This is a genomic window from Aquirufa nivalisilvae (genome assembly GCF_003143535.1).
Taxonomy (GTDB): Bacteria; Bacteroidota; Bacteroidia; order Cytophagales; family Spirosomataceae; genus Aquirufa; species Aquirufa nivalisilvae.
This window is the reverse complement of record NZ_CP029346.1, coordinates 1,300,586-1,316,607: the sequence shown is the minus strand read 5'-3', so window position 1 is coordinate 1,316,607 and position 16,022 is coordinate 1,300,586. Positions and strand designations below refer to the sequence as shown.

16 protein-coding genes are annotated in these 16,022 nt (G+C 38.1%); 7 read left to right on the top strand and 9 right to left on the bottom strand.

Going from position 1 to position 16,022, the window contains the following annotated elements:
* Positions 1-6: 6 nt before the first annotated feature.
* Positions 7-687, bottom strand: a complete 681-nt coding sequence (locus HME7025_RS05820; RefSeq protein WP_109322726.1) for a porin family protein — start codon at positions 685-687, stop codon at positions 7-9.
* 104 nt (positions 688-791) lie between these two features.
* Between HME7025_RS05820 and radA the strand changes: the two genes are divergently transcribed.
* Positions 792-2,171 carry a DNA repair protein RadA gene (radA, locus tag HME7025_RS05815; RefSeq protein WP_109322725.1) on the top strand — a complete coding sequence of 460 codons (1,380 nt, stop codon included), beginning with the start codon at positions 792-794 and terminating at the stop codon, positions 2,169-2,171.
* Here radA and truA read toward each other — a convergent pair.
* The 5 genes from truA to HME7025_RS05790 all read right to left on the bottom strand — a co-directional run bounded on the left by truA (position 2,143) and on the right by HME7025_RS05790 (position 8,508).
* A complete protein-coding gene (gene truA / locus HME7025_RS05810; protein ID WP_109322724.1) occupies positions 2,143-2,910 on the bottom strand; it encodes a tRNA pseudouridine(38-40) synthase TruA in 768 nt (255 codons plus the stop codon). The genes radA and truA overlap by 29 nt on opposite strands.
* A gap of 12 nt (positions 2,911-2,922) precedes the next feature.
* A complete protein-coding gene (gene purL / locus HME7025_RS05805; RefSeq protein WP_109325021.1) occupies positions 2,923-5,151 on the bottom strand; it encodes a phosphoribosylformylglycinamidine synthase subunit PurL in 2,229 nt (742 codons plus the stop codon).
* A gap of 110 nt (positions 5,152-5,261) precedes the next feature.
* A complete protein-coding gene (locus tag HME7025_RS05800) occupies positions 5,262-5,843 on the bottom strand; it encodes a nucleotidyltransferase family protein (protein ID WP_109322723.1) in 582 nt (193 codons plus the stop codon).
* Positions 5,843-8,023 (bottom strand): xanthine dehydrogenase family protein molybdopterin-binding subunit, encoded by a 2,181-nt coding sequence (locus HME7025_RS05795; protein ID WP_109322722.1) that lies wholly within the window; start codon positions 8,021-8,023, stop codon positions 5,843-5,845. The genes HME7025_RS05800 and HME7025_RS05795 overlap by 1 nt, the downstream gene beginning before the upstream one ends.
* On the bottom strand, positions 8,020-8,508 hold the full coding sequence (locus HME7025_RS05790) for a (2Fe-2S)-binding protein (RefSeq protein WP_109322721.1): 489 nt from the start codon (positions 8,506-8,508) through the stop codon (positions 8,020-8,022). The genes HME7025_RS05795 and HME7025_RS05790 overlap by 4 nt, the downstream gene beginning before the upstream one ends.
* A gap of 95 nt (positions 8,509-8,603) precedes the next feature.
* Here HME7025_RS05790 and HME7025_RS05785 point away from each other — a divergent pair, with 95 nt between their 5' ends.
* The 5 genes from HME7025_RS05785 to HME7025_RS05765 are packed head-to-tail and all read left to right on the top strand — an operon-like array spanning position 8,604 to position 12,513.
* Positions 8,604-9,776: a class I SAM-dependent methyltransferase gene (locus tag HME7025_RS05785; RefSeq protein ID WP_109322720.1), complete on the top strand. Its 1,173-nt coding sequence runs from the start codon at positions 8,604-8,606 to the stop codon at positions 9,774-9,776.
* 57 nt (positions 9,777-9,833) lie between these two features.
* A complete protein-coding gene (locus tag HME7025_RS05780) occupies positions 9,834-10,508 on the top strand; it encodes a hypothetical protein (protein ID WP_109322719.1) in 675 nt (224 codons plus the stop codon).
* 4 nt (positions 10,509-10,512) lie between these two features.
* Positions 10,513-10,812 carry a hypothetical protein gene (locus tag HME7025_RS05775; protein WP_109322718.1) on the top strand — a complete coding sequence of 100 codons (300 nt, stop codon included), beginning with the start codon at positions 10,513-10,515 and terminating at the stop codon, positions 10,810-10,812.
* Between the two features lie 10 nt (positions 10,813-10,822).
* Complete coding sequence (locus HME7025_RS05770) at positions 10,823-11,269, top strand: SRPBCC family protein (RefSeq protein ID WP_109322717.1); 447 nt, start codon at positions 10,823-10,825, stop codon at positions 11,267-11,269.
* Positions 11,270-11,274: 5 nt separating this feature from the next.
* The gene (locus HME7025_RS05765; protein WP_109322716.1) at positions 11,275-12,513 is read left to right on the top strand and encodes a dicarboxylate/amino acid:cation symporter; all 1,239 of its coding nucleotides are present in this window, start codon (positions 11,275-11,277) and stop codon (positions 12,511-12,513) included.
* On the opposite strand, the gene HME7025_RS05760 is transcribed toward HME7025_RS05765, so the two are convergent.
* Both HME7025_RS05760 and rbfA read right to left on the bottom strand, forming a co-directional pair.
* Positions 12,503-13,723, bottom strand: a complete 1,221-nt coding sequence (locus HME7025_RS05760) for an ABC transporter permease (protein ID WP_154401937.1) — start codon at positions 13,721-13,723, stop codon at positions 12,503-12,505. The two genes, HME7025_RS05765 and HME7025_RS05760, sit on opposite strands and share 11 nt — an antisense overlap.
* Before the next feature lie 11 nt (positions 13,724-13,734).
* Positions 13,735-14,109, bottom strand: coding sequence for a 30S ribosome-binding factor RbfA (rbfA, locus tag HME7025_RS05755; RefSeq protein WP_109322714.1), 375 nt, complete (start codon positions 14,107-14,109; stop codon positions 13,735-13,737).
* Positions 14,110-14,194: 85 nt separating this feature from the next.
* Between rbfA and HME7025_RS05750 the strand changes: the two genes are divergently transcribed.
* Positions 14,195-15,565, top strand: coding sequence for a hypothetical protein (locus HME7025_RS05750; RefSeq protein WP_109322713.1), 1,371 nt, complete (start codon positions 14,195-14,197; stop codon positions 15,563-15,565).
* Here HME7025_RS05750 and rpiB read toward each other — a convergent pair.
* Positions 15,562-15,999, bottom strand: coding sequence for a ribose 5-phosphate isomerase B (rpiB, locus tag HME7025_RS05745; protein ID WP_109322712.1), 438 nt, complete (start codon positions 15,997-15,999; stop codon positions 15,562-15,564). The two genes, HME7025_RS05750 and rpiB, sit on opposite strands and share 4 nt — an antisense overlap.
* Positions 16,000-16,022 lie beyond the last annotated feature (23 nt).

Here is a 16,022-nt window from a genome sequence, read left to right as displayed (position 1 = left end):
ATTTAATTATAATATTTTAATCCCCAAGGTAAGATGCCAAACGCTAGCTTTTTGAGAAATATTTACATCACTTGGAATAGGTACTGTTCTTGATAAATCTGTCAAATTACCTTCATAACGTAGGTCTAAGGTTAATCCCAACAAATCGACTCCTCCACCAACTGTGTAGGAAAAATAGGCCTTAGATATCGCATCTCGAACTGAAGCAGAAGATGCTACTGAAGTAATGGCCTGAGCAATGGTATTGTCCGAATTCAAATTATATGAAGCCACAGGACCTGCCAATACGTGCAATGGACCAAGTTTATATCCCAATAATAAAGGGACATCTAAACTCGTGTAAGCAACATCGACCATTTTATTCAAACTTGTTACATTGATTGTGGCATTTTTAGCCGTTACCAACACTTCAGGCTCAATGAATAATTTACGACCCACACGGGCATATACACCACCAACATAACCAGTTTTTAAAGCTAAGTTTTGGTTAATTATATCATTTATTGGAACAGATGCTCCTTTATACGTCATACTTTCTACATTAATAGAAGATAATGTGATACCTCCTTTTATTCCAAAACGGAATAAACTACCTGTCACTTTTCGAGCACCAAATTGGGCATTAGCTTGAAAAATTATTCCTGTAAGGAACAAAAACAGTAAGCTGAATTTCATTGACTTTTTCATGATTGGGCGGTTTAATTCAATTAGCTTGTAAAATTATCCTTTTTACTCCGAAAAAAAAGGAAAAACCAAATCAAAGCGTAATTTTGGGTTCTTAATTTATTTATGTGGCCAAAGCCAAAACCTCTTTTATTTGTCAATCTTGTGGACAATCATCACCTAAATGGTTAGGGAAATGTCCAGCATGCGGAGAATGGAACACTTTTGTGGAAGAACTCCTTGAAACTACCATTCATCCTGCTGAAGTTTGGAAAAATAAAAGCACTCATAGAACGGCTCCTGTACCGAAATTATTGCAAGAAATCACTTTTGAGAGCAGTCCAAAACTTCAATGTTCGGATGAAGAATTCAATCGGGTATTGGGTGGAGGTATTGTACCTGGAAGTTTAGTCCTGATTGGAGGAGAACCCGGAATTGGGAAATCTACTTTATTGCTTCAAGTAGCTCTATCACTTCAAGGCCCCAAAATATTGTATGTTACCGGAGAAGAATCCGAACAACAGATCAAATTAAGAGCTGATCGTTTAGGACCCATCTCTCAAGATTTATACATCTTAACAGAAACAAATACTCAACAGATTTTCAAGCATTTGGTTGACTTAGAGCCTGATTTAATCATTATTGATTCTATTCAAACCCTCTATTCTGATCAAATTGAATCCGGCCCTGGTTCGGTGTCGCAAATTCGAGAATGTGCCTTGGAGCTCATGAGATTTGCCAAAGAAAGTGGCACGCCTATCTTTTTAGTGGGGCATATTACAAAGGAAGGATCCATTGCTGGACCTAAAGTGTTAGAACATTTAGTCGATACTGTTCTTCAATTTGAAGGTGATCGAAATATGATTTATCGTATTCTTCGTACTACCAAAAATCGATTTGGTAGTACTTCAGAATTGGGTATTTATGAAATGTTGGGCAATGGCCTTAGACCTGTGAGTAATCCATCCGAAATCCTTCTTTCCTCTAGGGATGAACCTGCCTCAGGTATCGCTATTGGAACTATTTTGGAAGGAAACAGGCCACTTTTGATTGAAATTCAATCGTTAGTAACCCAAACATCTTATGCCACAGCTCAAAGAACAGCTACAGGATATGATGCCAAACGATTAAATATGTTGCTCGCCGTACTAGAGAAAAGAGGAGGATTTAGGCTAGGAACGCAAGACGTATTTTTGAATATAACAGGAGGAATCAGAGTGGATGATCCTGCCTTGGATTTGGCAGCTTGTATGTCTTTACTTTCTTCTCATGAAGATAAAGTCATAGATTCTAGCATTTGTTTCGCATCTGAAGTGGGATTGGGTGGAGAACTTCGAGCGGTAACTCGTATCGATCAACGCATCGCTGAGGCTGAAAAACTGGGATTCAAAGAGATTTGGATCAGTAAATACAACCAAAAAAGCATCAATTATAAAGCCAAAACAATCAAAGTTCAATTGGCAAGCACCTGGATGGAAGTTATGATGAACATTTGGAAACGAAAGTAATTTCTGGGTAAGCAACATGGATTAAATGCAAACCATGCGCGGGTACAGCTCTTCCTGCTTGCTTTCGATCTTTAGCGTCTAAAATTCTGATTAAATCCGCTTCATCCCATTTGCCTAATCCAATTTCAATCAAAGTCCCAACTACTGCACGAACCATCCCTCTCAAAAATCGATTTCCTTCAATGGTAAAAATCAACTGATTTCCTACTTTTTGCCATTCTGCTCGACTGATTTGACAATCGAATGTCGTCACATCTGTCTTTACTTTAGAAAAACTCTGAAAATCTCGGTGATTCAATAATAGCTGGGCTGCTTGATTCATGGCCTCCATGTTCATTGGAGCTTCAAACCAATAAGCATGATCTCTTGAAAATGGATCTTTTGATAGACTAATATGGTATTCATAAGTCCTGCCTGTAGCATCAAAACGGGCATGAAACTCATCAGGTACTTGATAAATAGCTTGAATGGCTAAACTAGCAGGTAATATTCGATTCAATCGATATACCCAATCCACCTTTGGCTGATTTGCCTCCTCAATAATATCAAAATGAGCAAATTGTTCTCGGGCATGGACGCCCGTATCAGTCCTACTACTTCCCACTAAATCAACTGGAATACCAGCAATGGTACTTAATGCCTTCTCTAATTCTGACTGAACTGAAACAGCATTCTGCTGGATTTGAAATCCATGAAAAAAGCCGCCATCGTACGAAAACTGTAGTAGATAACGGCTCATTTCTAGTTGGATTTAATTCAATGCTTTTTCCAAAGCTGTATGAAATGATTCAGAAGCCTTGGCTTGAGAAGAAACAATTTGTCCATCTACTATAAAATCATGGCCTGTTACCACTCCTAAAGCACTAAATGGAATCGTTTTAGACTTCAATTGAGCTTCAAATGCGGCTTGTTTTTCAGGAGCAACAGACACCAATACACGGCTTTGAGCTTCACCAAATAAGAAAGCATCTTGACGAATATTATTGTCAGAATTGATGGCAAAACCTTTTTGACGAGGGAATGAAGACTCAGCTAAGGCTACTAACAAACCTCCATCGGATAAATCATGCGCTGATTGAATCAATGAATGCTGAATTAAACTAGCGATTCCACCTTGAATTTTTTGCTCGGTTTCCAAAACAAAATGTGGAGATGGGCTAGCTTTTACTCCTTTGTAAGAATATAAATATTCAGAAGAAGCGATATCATTCACACTTTCACCTACCAAATAAATCAAATCTCCTTCTTCTTTGAAATCTAACGTCATTTTCTGACTTGCCTCCTCTAAGATACCCAACATACCGATGGTTGGCGTTGGGAATACTGGACCTTCGTCAGACGATTGGTTATAAAAACTTACGTTTCCACCAGTTACAGGAGTTTCAAATGCCAAGCAGGCTTTTCTCATACCTTTGATAGCCCCCACAAATTGCCAATATACTTCTGGTACATATGGATTACCAAAATTTAAGCAATTGGTGATCGCTACGGGTACACCTCCAGAACAAACAATATTACGTGCTGCCTCCGCTACTGCAATGGCACAACCCTCTTCTGGATCTGCATTCACGTAACGAGAGTTACAATCGACCGTTATAACTATCGATTTCTTAGAACCATGTACTTTCACTACCGCAGCATCCGAAGGAGCATTGGTATTACGATTGGCACGACCAATAGATGAGTCATATTGTTCGGCTACCCATTTTTTAGAGGCAATGTTCGGGTGATTCATTAAGAAATCAAATGCTTTACTGATTTCACCCGCTTCTAAATCTTGAACAGAATCTATCTTGAATTTCTTAAACTCTTGGTAATAAGCTGGTTCACGGTATTCACGGTGATAGATTGGTGCGCCTCCGCCTAAAACTAAATCATCGGCAGGTACGTCAGCTACTAATTGACCATCTTGGAAGAATTGAAGACGTTTGGTGTCAGTCACTTCGCCAATTTGTTCACAATTTAAATCCCACTTATCAAATATCTTTTTAGCCTCATGCTCTCTACCTTTTTCTACTACAATTAACATACGCTCTTGAGATTCGGATAATAGAATTTCAAAAGGTTTCATGTTTGGTTGACGGGTAGGAACTTTAGATAAGTCAATAATCATTCCGTGCTCTCCTTTGGCAGACATTTCAGAAGTAGAGCAAATAATACCTGCCGCACCCATGTCTTGAATACCAATCACACAACCTGCTTCAATAATTTCTAAGGAAGCTTCTAATAATAATTTTTCTTGGAAAGGGTCACCTACTTGTACAGCAGGTAATTTCTCTGAAGATTTGGCAGTAATATCTTCCGAAGCAAAACTTGCTCCACCAATACCATCTTTACCAGTAGCAGAACCCACAATGAAAACGGGGTTTCCTACACCATAAGAAATGGCAGATGCTTGTTTTCCTACCTTCAAAATTCCTGCCGAAAAGGCATTCACTAATGGATTGGTTGAATAACAATCATCGAAGAATACTTCTCCACCTACTGTAGGGATACCAAAGGCATTACCATAATCACCAATACCTTTCACAACACCCTTAACCAACCATTTGGTCTTAGCTAAGTCAATATTGCCAAAACGTAAAGAGTTCAGTTGAGCGATCGGACGAGCACCCATGGTAAATATATCACGATTGATTCCACCTACACCTGTAGCTGCGCCTTGATAAGGCTCTAATGCAGATGGGTGATTATGCGATTCAATTTTAAAGGCACATCCTAAACCATCCCCTAAATCAACCAAGCCCGCATTTTCTTCTCCGGCTTTAGCCAACATACGTGGAGAATCTTTTGGTAAGGTTTTTAACCAAACAATGGAGTTTTTATAACTACAGTGCTCAGACCACATCACTGAGAAAATGGACAATTCTGTAAAGTTAGGCTTGCGACCTAAAATCTCTTGAATACGATCATATTCTTCTGGAAGTAAACCTAATTTTTTGGCAGTTTCGAGGGTGGGTAAGCTTTCGTTGGATTCCACAATATCAATTTTAATGTAAGAAATGGCTTGGAAGCACACAATTGAGCACAAAGGTAATAATTTTTGCTTGGAGGGAAACGATTAACTCAGGATTATTCCGATTATTTGGACTATTTATCCCAATTTTCCTGCCAATACTTTTTATCCTCGGTAGTATCTAAATCTCGGTATTCTTCATCAAAGGAAATCCATTGACAAATGTCTGGATGGGATTTCCAAAATGGCCCAAAACCCTTATCCCCTTTCCATTCGTATAATTTATGTTGGTGTTCAAAAGGAATCAATACAGGAGGGGATGATTGACCCTGAAAGGAAGAGATGATGACTTGACTTGGATTTTTTTGATGAGCAACTATGATCGCCTCAATATGCTTTTCTTGAACAAAGGGAGTATCTACTAACATGACGAGAATAGGCTCTTTTCGAGGAGCTAAAACTCGCATACATTCTGACAAGGTATTACCCTGTCCTAAATGCCATTCTTGGCTTTCTAGCACTTCTACCCTTTCATGTGAAATAAGGACTTTTATAGGCTCTTTTTCAGCACCAAGTACTACTACAATGGTATCAATAAAAGGAGCTTGCAAAACCTGCAAGCTCCTTTCAACTAATGTTTTCTGACCTAAATTTATTAGAGCCTTTGGCTCACCAAGTCGGGAAGAAGAACCAGCTGCTAACAGAACTCCAATCATTAGACGTTTGAGATATCAAATGGCAATGTTCTTACACGCTTACCCGTTGCTAAAAATACAGCATTGCACAAGGCAGGAGCCACTGGAGGAAGTCCTGGCTCACCTACTCCACCGGGAGCTTCGGCACTTGGCATGACAAATACTTCGATCTCTGGAATTTCCCCTTGTCGGAGAACTGCATAATCATGAAAATTACTTTGTTGGGTTTGACCATTCACAACCGTAATTTCATTCTTAATAGAAGCCGTTAAACCCATCGTAATATTACTTTGCACTTGGGCTTTGATATTTCGTGGATTAATAGCCACGCCACAATCAATCACAGAATAAACTTTTTTGATTACCACGCCATTCCCTTGTTTTTCTACCACGATAGCATGTGCACAAATGGAAGAAAATGATCGTGCAATAGCTATTCCCACGGCTTTACCTTGGGCTTTCAATTGTTGGTAATTCGACAATTCTGCTAGTTTCTTTAAAACTCCTACAAATCGAGGTGAACCAGCAAGTAATTCTAATCGGAATGCCAAAGGATCTTTCTTTGCTTGATGTGCCAATTCATCTATGAATGATTCTTGACCAAATAAATTGGTAGAAGCATATACTGATCTCCACCAAAGAATAGGGATTTTAGTAGTTACTAGGCTAAAGGAGTTTCTTCTATTGGGAAAAGTATAAGGACTATCAGGTAAATTGATTCCTTCTTCTGCCCAAGGATCTGGAGCATTACCCAAAGGAACTTGGAATACCTGATTTAATATAGAAGCACCATTTAAGCGATGTTCAAAAGCTTGAACTTTACCCTGTGCATCTAATGCACCTCTCATAACTGATAACATACCCGGACGGAATGGTCCTTGTTGGGTATCATCTTCTCTTGTCCAAACTACTTTGACTGGTGCGTTGATTTGCTTAGATAAATGAGCGGCTTCCAACACATAATCATAGTAAGCTTTCCGACCAAAAGCACCACCTAAGAAAGTAACATTAATTTTAACATTCTCCTTTTTAAAGCCCAAGTACGTTGCTAATTCAGTCACTAAGGAATCGGGACCTTGTACGGGAGCCCAAACTTCCACTTTACCATCTTGCACATATACCGTAGCATTTTCAGGCTCCATGGGCGCATGTGCTAAAAAAGGTGTTTGGTACGAAGCCTCAATGACCTTATTGGCACTGGCAAATGCCTTATTCACATCACCAGTTAATGATTCTTTGTATTCGAATCCTGGAGACTTGCCAGCTTCTTTCAATTGGTTGAAATACTTCTCTGTACTCATTTCGTCGGCCGCAGTACTTTCCCACTCAATATCCAAAAGACGTTTTCCTTTTAGGGCAGCCCAATAGGAATCAGCCAATACGGCAACAGCCTCTGTACTGGCATGTGGCATTTTACGCTCTGTTTTCAGAACGAATTTGACGCCTGGACTAGCAATTGCTTTTTCCCCATGGTAAGATTTTACTTTGGCATGTATACTGGGTGCATGAGCAATACTCGCATACAACATACCGGGTATTACGACATCCATACCAAACTTTGCCGTTCCATTTACTTTGGAAGGAATCTCTGGCCTTGGAATAGACTTTCCAATTTGGGTAAAATCAGCTGGATTTTTGAGAACTGGATTAGCTGGCACAGGTAATTTAGCCGCAGCGGCTACTAATTCCCCATATCCTAAACTGATATTTTTATTTTTTTGATAAACTCGGCCTTCTTTGGCATAACATGCACTTATTGGTACATGCCATTGATTGGCAGCAGCTTGAATAAGCATTTCTTTAACTGCGGCACCTACGGTTCTCATAGGCAAGTAGCGAGTACTTACAGAAGAAGATCCACCCGAAAGTTGAGATCCAAATTTAGCTGAACCATCGGATGTAACAATTTCTACTTGGTCTAAACGAACTTCCAATTCCTCAGCAATCAACATAGGAATAGACTGAGAAGTCCCTTGTCCCATATCAGGTCTAGCATTAAACAAGGTTACTTTACCAGACTCATTGATCAGGACATATGGATTTATCTCCACTCCAATATGCGGTTCATGAGTCATATTTTTGACCTTCACCCCTTTCCCATTAGCTAAATTTTCAAAACCAATGGCAAGAAAAGCTGCAGTTTGAGCACTAATCTTGATAAAATCTCTTCTCGAGGTTTGTTTTGTTGTATTCGTGCTCATTTGGATTTCGTTTTAGGAGTGGCTTTTATCGTTTTAGCTGCAGCATGTATCGCTTTGCGCATGTCTTGGTAGGTACCACATCGACAAATATTTCCTGCCAAAGCAGTATCAATATCTTGGTCACTTGGATTAGGATTGGAATCCAACAAAGCTGCTACTGCTAAAATCTGACCTGATTGGCAATAGCCACACTGGGGAACTTGTTCTTTAATCCAAGCCAATTGCACAGGATGATTTGTATTGGCTGATAAACCTTCAATACTAAGTAGTTTATCGTCAGGCTTGATACTTGAAATAGGTGTAGAACAAGAACGAATTGGGTTACCGTTTAATAATACAGTACAAGCACCACACAAACCCATCCCACATCCAAACTTAGTGCCCGTCATACCTATTTCATCACGAATTACCCACAATAAAGGTGTATCGGAAGCTACATCAACCTGATGCTTCTTCCCATTAAGTTTGATGCTATACTTACTCATGGCTTTATTTATAGATTAGAACATAAATTTACAATAAAATCAAATTCCATTCGTCTTTCAGAAAAAATATTAAACGAGCATTCTTAATTTGCATCATGCTTTCAGAAGAAGAAATTAAGTTCATTCAAAAACATGCCCAAGATGACCCATATCAACTGAGTCTATCTAAAGGCCTGAGTGGAGGACTTTCTTTATCTAAATTGGTTCCGCAGATTCAAGCAAGGCAAAAATTAGCTCATAAATTACCTACCTGGATTGCGAATCATCAACTATTTTTTCCTCCTCAACTAAACCTTGAGCAAGCCTCTTCTGAAGATACGGCTCTGTTTAAAGCAGAACTAATCCAGGGAAAGGTAATTGATTTAACAGGAGGAATGGGAGTTGATACCTGGGCATTTGCCAAAAAAGGAAATTCCGTCACCTATGTCGAGAGAGACGAAAAATTAAATCAAATTACTCGCTACAATCATCAGGTATTAGTCGGAGATTCCATTGAGCATATTGTGGGAGACGGGGTAGCCTATATGAAAGAACATCCTTCCCAATGGAATTACATTTACTTAGATCCTGCCAGGAGAGGCTCCAAAGGTGAAAAAGTTATTCTTTTGGAAGATTGTGAACCCAATGTTCAGGAAATTTTACCCTACATCAAACAGGATACTCGTTTATTGCTGAAAACTAGTCCATTATTGGATATTAGTCGGGCTATACAAAGCCTTCAAGGGGTAAATCAAGTTTGGGTAATTTGTGTCAAAAATGAAGTAAAGGAATTGCTCTTTCTAAAATCCCAAGAGGCGAGCATGGATCCCATCATAGAAGTTCATGAATTAAGTTTAGTGGATAGTTTGATTTTTCGAGCCAAATTAAGTGAGGAGCGTGAGGCTAATGCCCAACTAGGGAAATTAGAAAACTACCTCTATGAACCACATGCGGGAGTATTAAAAGCTGGGTTCTTTAAATTAGCAGCAGGTCAGCAAATACATAAAATGGGCAACAATACCCATTTGTATACTTCAAAAGAAAGAGTAGAATCATTTCCTGGCAGACAATTTAAGGTAATAGCGCTAGGCAATCTAGATAAAAAATGGATTGAGACACATTTACCTTCAGGAAAAGCCAATATTAGCACTAGAAATTTCCCAATGAGTCCAGAAGAAATTCGAAAGAAATGGAAGATAAAAGAAGGTGGTCCATGGACACTTTTTGCCTATCAAGATGAGCAGCAAAAAAATGTCGTGGCACTTACTGAAAAATGTCCAGTAAATTGATTTCGTATTTTGACTAAAAAATTTACCTTTGTTCTTTATATTCAACAAATTAAGCCTATGTCTAAGTATTTTTTCCTAGCGGTATTTGTTTTCAGTGTTTTCTTGGGTCAAGCTCAAATATTTTCGGGTATGACTGAGATTGAACGTGCCAAAAAAGAAGGCTTTTATACTTATTTAGGATCAGAAGAAAAGTATGCCATCGATAGCTGGAAAAACTATTTAAAGAAATTTGGTCGAGTTGAAAATGGTAAAGGAGGAGCTATCATAAGCTATGATACTCGAATTTCATCCATTTCTAAAAATCCATTTACTTTATTGTCTAAGATTTCAGAGGAAAACAATAAAACTAAACTGTTTGTATCTATCGGTTTAGGCCCTGATGATTACATCCAGACTGGCCATGCCCAATTTAGAGATGCGACAGCATGGTTGGAAGATTTTATTGAAATACTAAACTCAGAAGAAGGTGTTCGAAAAGAAGAGCAAAAATTAGCTAACCTGACTAGCCAAAAAGTAAAAAACGTTAAATCGGCAGAGAGATTAGTAAGAGAGCTAGAGGCTAATAAGAAACAAACGGAATTGTTGACTAAGAAATTAGAAGAAGCAAAAATTGAAAAGGAGAAATTACTAGCTAACCAAGAACAGAATAAATTAGATCAAAAAGCAACAGAAGATGCTCTAATTCTTCAAAATCAAGCATTAGAATCAGCAAAAAAGAAAATTAAAGACTAAACCCATGAAAAAAGCTATTCACTTTTTGGGAGTATTCATGATCTACATCATGACTAGTAGTTTTGGATTGGTAGAATATTCTGCCATGAGACCACATACGTATTTTGTGGGTATTGATAGTACGAAGCAATTGAAGCAGCCTTTAGCAAAAAAAGAATTTAATCAAGTCCAGAAAAAGGAAGAGGATAATCAACAAGAGGCTCAATTGAATGAAGAACGCAGTAATTGGACGAAATATATTGTCATTGGTGTGAAAACGATCTTTTCAACATTACTTAGTCTAGTTAGTTATATGATTAAGTAAATCCAACTTTATGCCATCATTTAGAGTCGAAACACTCATTAACTCACCTATTGATTATGTTTGGGCACTATTTGATCAAGATTTATTAGCCAAATTATCCCCACCATTCCCTCCTATTTCCATTAATCGATTTGATGGCTGTAATAAAGGTGATTTAGTCCAATTGGAAATCAAATTGGGCTTTTTTAGTTTATACTGGGATTCCGAAATTACCGAAGATTTTCAAGGAGAAGATATCATTTATTTTATTGACGAGGGAACAAGAATTCCTCTAGGAATAACAAATTGGAAGCATCATCATATTTTGGAAAAAAGAAATGCTCAGCAAACCATGGTTATTGATCAGATTTCCTATTCCACTTCTTCTAAATTTTTAGATATTCTACTTTATCCCTTACTTTGGGGAATGATAATCTATCGTAAACCTTTTTATCAATCATTACTTACACTTCGCTAAACAATATGAAATTAAGCCTTACTCAAAAAATCATCTTAGGTTTCATCCTAGGACTCGCTTTAGGGGAATATTTTTTCCTCACATTTTCTCCAGAAGAAAGTCATGAGTGGGCACAACGTTTTCAAGTGATTTCCAAAATTTTCCTACGCTTAATCAAAATGATTGTAGGTCCCTTGGTATTCTGCACCTTGGTGGTAGGAATTGCCAAATTGGGAGATTTTAAAGCAGTTGGTCGAATTGGCTTAAAGACCATTGGGTATTTCTATTTCGCGACACTCTTATCATTAGTGACAGGTTTAGTGGTTGTAAATATCACCCAACCAGGAAGCTTGCAGTCTTGGCCAAAGCCAGCAGCAGGTACTTCCACGGGTATTGATGCCTCCAAAGTAAAAACCTTAGAAGATTTTATTTTACATATTTTTCCAGATAGCTTTTTCAAGGCTTTGGCAGAAAATGAGATACTTCAAATTGTCATCTTTTCCTTGTTCTTCGGGGTAGCTTTAGGCTCTATTGGTGAAACGGGTAAAAAACTAATTCATGTATTTGAAAACTTGGCTGAAGTCGTTTTCAAGATGGTAAATTATGTGATGGAAGTAGCACCCTATGCTGTTTTTGCTGCCATGACTACCGTAGTAGCGAACAAGGGATTAAGCATCTTGATTAGCTATGGTTACTTAATGATTTGTTTTTTAGGAGGCCTCTTATTCTTTACCGTAGTCATTTTATGGCTAATCTGTATTTTCAATAAAATTCCATATTGGGCTTTATTGAAAGAACTTAAAGAAGCACTGTTAATCTCCTTTTCAACGGCCAGTTCGGAAGCATCATTCCCTCAAACAATTGCTGCGTTAGAGCGATTTGGATGTAGTAGACGAATTGTAGGTTTTGTATTACCCTTAGGTTACAGCTTTAATTTAGATGGTTCTATGTTGTACATGACTTTTGCTACGGGCTTTATTGCACAAGCTTATGGGGTGCATTTAAGTCTAGAACAACAAATCACCATGTTATTAACCTTAATGATTACTTCCAAAGGAATAGCTGGTGTACCCAGAGCATCATTGGTCATTATCGCTGGAACCTTAACCATGTTCAATTTACCTGCGGAAGGAATTGCCTTGTTATTAGGAGTAGACCCTTTCTTAGATATGGGAAGAACTGTTACTTCAGTGGCAGGAAACGGAGTTGCTACTTGTGTGGTATCTAAATGGGAAGGAGAATTCAATCCCCCTACTAACGCTTAAAGGTCATTTCTACAGCTTTTCTAGCTGGAAATATAGAGGCTAAAAAAGTAATGATGATAACCACCAATGCGGTTTGGATAAAATCCCCTATCCGCATTTGGATGGGATATGCATCAATCAGAGAATTAGGAATTCCTAGGGAGATAATTCCAAATTCCTGTTGGATATAACCTAAACCGTATCCAAGCAACATACCTATGATAGCCCCTGAGAAGCTAATGAGTACGCCAACCAATAGGAAGGTCTGAAACATCTGCTTTTTGGTAAAGCCCATGGCCAGCAAGGTCGATAAATCTTTCTTTTTTTCGATAACTAATAAAGAAAGGGCATAAAACAAGGTAAATGAAGCAATGCCCATTACAAAGGCCATAATTAAGAAAACAAAGAATTTTTCGATCTTAATAGCTTTCAAAAGAGCAACATGTTGTTCGTCTCTTGTTTGTACTTGATACGTCTTTCCTAATAAAGTAGCGATTTTTGATTTAAGGGCTTGCTCATCTGCATGTTCGTCGATCATAATTTCCAATGCAGAAATTTGATTCTCCACACCCATTAATTCTTCCATCCATGGTAGAGGAACTAAAATCATCTGATTGTCAAAGGATTGCTCTACTTCCATCACTCCAGAAGGAAAAAATCGATTACTTCGGATGGATTGCTCATTGATGGTGAAGCGTTTCAAGGCTTGATGATTGGGATACCAAGCTTCTATGGGAGTAAAAACATCCTCAAAACTCATTCCCATATTCAAAAACACCCCAATTCCGACAACGGCAAAGGCATGTTCCCCATTTTGAACAAAGTAATCACCCTCCACAACTTGTTTCTTGAGACGTTCAGCCTTCAAAAACTCATCATCGACCCCTTTAAAACGAACGACTAATTGCTTATTCTTATATCGAATCAGAGCCTGATCTTCCAAAATTGGATTGACAAAACGAATTCCTTCCAATGATTTGACATCCTTTAACTGCTGAGCAGTTAAGGTAAATCTTGTATTTTGGTTAGAAATAACCTTTAAATCTGGATCATAGGTTTTGAATAAACCTTTTTGGAATTCTTCTAATCCATTAAATACTGACAAAATCAGGATAAGAGCCATGACCTCCACTCCCACTCCCAACATAGAAATACGGGAAATGAAGGTGATAAAACTCGCCTTAGACTTGGTGAAAAAATACCTTTTTGCAACAAATAAGGGTAGATTCAAGGGAATGCAATTTATTTATCTTCCTCTTCCGTAGCTGGAGGAATAACTAATCCTTCAAATAAAGCTTCAATTTTAGCTGCATATGCCGCAGTATCATCTAGATAAAACGACAAATGGGGAATGATTCGTACTTGATGACGAATTCGGTTGGCTAAGGCATTACGAATCGCTTTGGTTTTTTCTTCCAAAATATCCACAACTGCCTGAGGGTCATCCACTAAAAGAAAGCTCAAATAACAACGAGCCGCTGACAAATCGGGGCTCATTTTCACGTCGGTAATAGTGACCATCCCTTTGCCAAAAACCTCTTTAAATTCCTTTTGAAAGATATCACTTAAATCTTTTTGTATCTGACGACCAAACTTTTGTTGACGCTTGCTTTCCATATTTCTCCTTTCTTTACCTAAAAATCTCACAAATTTCAGAATAATAATTGGATTAAACGTAATTTAGGGTCGGTGTTCCAAAAATATGTTCCAAATTTTCAAGTCTGATTCCATCTTACCTACCCTTTTGTTGGTAGCAATTTGGCTTATTAGTTTATTTTATATCCAGCAATGGGGTTTAGCTCCTTTTCCTTGGGAGATTAAAAACTATTTATTGGGTCAAAAACTGAATCAAGGATTCTTGATATATGAGGACATCAGTGACAATACGGCTCCCTTAGCTGCTCTTTTTTATCAGATTGTACAGTGGTTTTCCATACCAGTACATTGGAACATTTATATTTCATCCATCATTGTAATTTATCAAAGCTATATTTTCCAACAAACCATTCAGCGCTTTGAATTGATGCCACAAATTGGGTATTTACCCTTTTTGATGTATGCCATTATCTTCCACTTATCCTTAGAATTTTTGGCTCCAGGGCCCGCTTTAGTAGGTCTGACTTTTTTATTATTGGCTTGGAGAGAAATCATTTATCAACAAAGAACCCTACAAGTCAATGATCGAGTGATACTTATAGGAATATACATGGCCATAGCCAGTTTATTCTATTTGAGTTACTCCTTATTTTTTGTTTGGGCTTTATTGAGTTTGCTGTTTTATTCAGGTATAACCTTACGACAAATAGTACTGATGTTTGTAGGGTTCTTGATGGTCTTCTCGTTGAATATCTTGTTCTTTTCCATCAATGGGAATCTTCCATTTATGATTCAAGTTTTCAAACGCTCGGCCTTTCAGTTTCAAGTGCCTGAGCAGTTAGAAGTCACTCAAATTGCCGGTGTTTTTGCTCCCGCCTTGTTCATTGGAATATGGGGATTTTGGCTAGTATTGCGTAGTAGAAGGATTCGTTCTAATGCGCAAAAAGGACAGCAAACTAATCTTATTTGGCTCATTACGGCCATATTTGCTACCTTGACAGTCCCTTCTTTGATTCGTATTAATTTACTTTTTTTCCTACCAGCACTAGCCTATTTTGGACTCAACATCTTTCATTTGAGCTCGAATTCCATCTTAAAAGAAGTAGCACTTTGGTTACTCATTGGAGGAACATGGTATAACGTTCAGGTAGAACTCAAAAATAAGGATCGAGAGCGTATACCTGCCCCTACCTTGACCTTGAAAAATCAACGATTAATGGTTCTTGGACCACAAATTGAAGAATATTTAGGAAATCAAATGGTTGGTCCTTTTGTCAATTGGGATTTGGCTAAACCCCTATTTTCTAATTTAGACCAATACAAAAATGTGGTTTTACTGCATGAATACTTTGAAAAAGATGCACCAGATTACATCTATGATGCCGAAGACAACATCAAAAAACTAAGCGTGTATTTACCCAATTTGAAAAGAGAATACCGGCAAATTTCCCCGAATTTGTACCAAAAAAATCCTTAGCTACAAGCGATTTTACCCACACGACCTTGGTGACGACCTCCTTCAAAAGGAGTTTCAATGAAAGCAGCTAAGCAGGCTTTGGCTTCTTCTAAAGAGATGAATCGAACAGGTAAACAAATGACATTGGCATCATTGTGTTGACGAATTAATTTGGCCACTTCGACATTCCATGCCAACCCTGCACGAATACCTTGGTGCTTATTGGCAGTAATAGCCACTCCATTGGCACTTCCACACAATAATAAACCAAAACGTTGCTCTCCTTTTTCTACAGCCGATGCCACAGGATGTGCAAAATCTGGATAATCCACCGAATCCGCTGAAAAAGTACCATAATCCTTCACTGTGATTCCTCTTTCTGCTAAGAAATCAATCAAATCGTTTTTATAATCAAATCCGGCGTGATCACCACCAACAGCAAAAGTTAAGCTCATTATCTTGTATTTTAGTTCTAAAT

Excerpts from the sequence above, each read along its gene's own strand:
- HME7025_RS05820 (WP_109322726.1), bottom strand. The coding sequence starts at position 687 with ATGAAAAAGTCAATGAAATTCAGCTTACTGTTTTTGTTCCTTACAGGA.
- truA (WP_109322724.1), bottom strand. The coding sequence starts at position 2,910 with ATGAGCCGTTATCTACTACAGTTTTCGTACGATGGCGGCTTTTTTCAT.
- HME7025_RS05800 (WP_109322723.1), bottom strand. The coding sequence starts at position 5,843 with ATGATTGGAGTTCTGTTAGCAGCTGGTTCTTCTTCCCGACTTGGTGAG.
- HME7025_RS05795 (WP_109322722.1), bottom strand. The coding sequence starts at position 8,023 with ATGAGCACGAATACAACAAAACAAACCTCGAGAAGAGATTTTATCAAG.
- HME7025_RS05790 (WP_109322721.1), bottom strand. The coding sequence starts at position 8,508 with ATGAGTAAGTATAGCATCAAACTTAATGGGAAGAAGCATCAGGTTGAT.
- HME7025_RS05785 (WP_109322720.1), top strand. The coding sequence starts at position 8,604 with ATGCTTTCAGAAGAAGAAATTAAGTTCATTCAAAAACATGCCCAAGAT.
- HME7025_RS05780 (WP_109322719.1), top strand. The coding sequence starts at position 9,834 with ATGTCTAAGTATTTTTTCCTAGCGGTATTTGTTTTCAGTGTTTTCTTG.
- HME7025_RS05775 (WP_109322718.1), top strand. The coding sequence starts at position 10,513 with ATGAAAAAAGCTATTCACTTTTTGGGAGTATTCATGATCTACATCATG.
- HME7025_RS05770 (WP_109322717.1), top strand. The coding sequence starts at position 10,823 with ATGCCATCATTTAGAGTCGAAACACTCATTAACTCACCTATTGATTAT.
- HME7025_RS05765 (WP_109322716.1), top strand. The coding sequence starts at position 11,275 with ATGAAATTAAGCCTTACTCAAAAAATCATCTTAGGTTTCATCCTAGGA.
- rbfA (WP_109322714.1), bottom strand. The coding sequence starts at position 14,109 with ATGGAAAGCAAGCGTCAACAAAAGTTTGGTCGTCAGATACAAAAAGAT.
- HME7025_RS05750 (WP_109322713.1), top strand. The coding sequence starts at position 14,195 with ATGTTCCAAATTTTCAAGTCTGATTCCATCTTACCTACCCTTTTGTTG.
- rpiB (WP_109322712.1), bottom strand. The coding sequence starts at position 15,999 with ATGAGCTTAACTTTTGCTGTTGGTGGTGATCACGCCGGATTTGATTAT.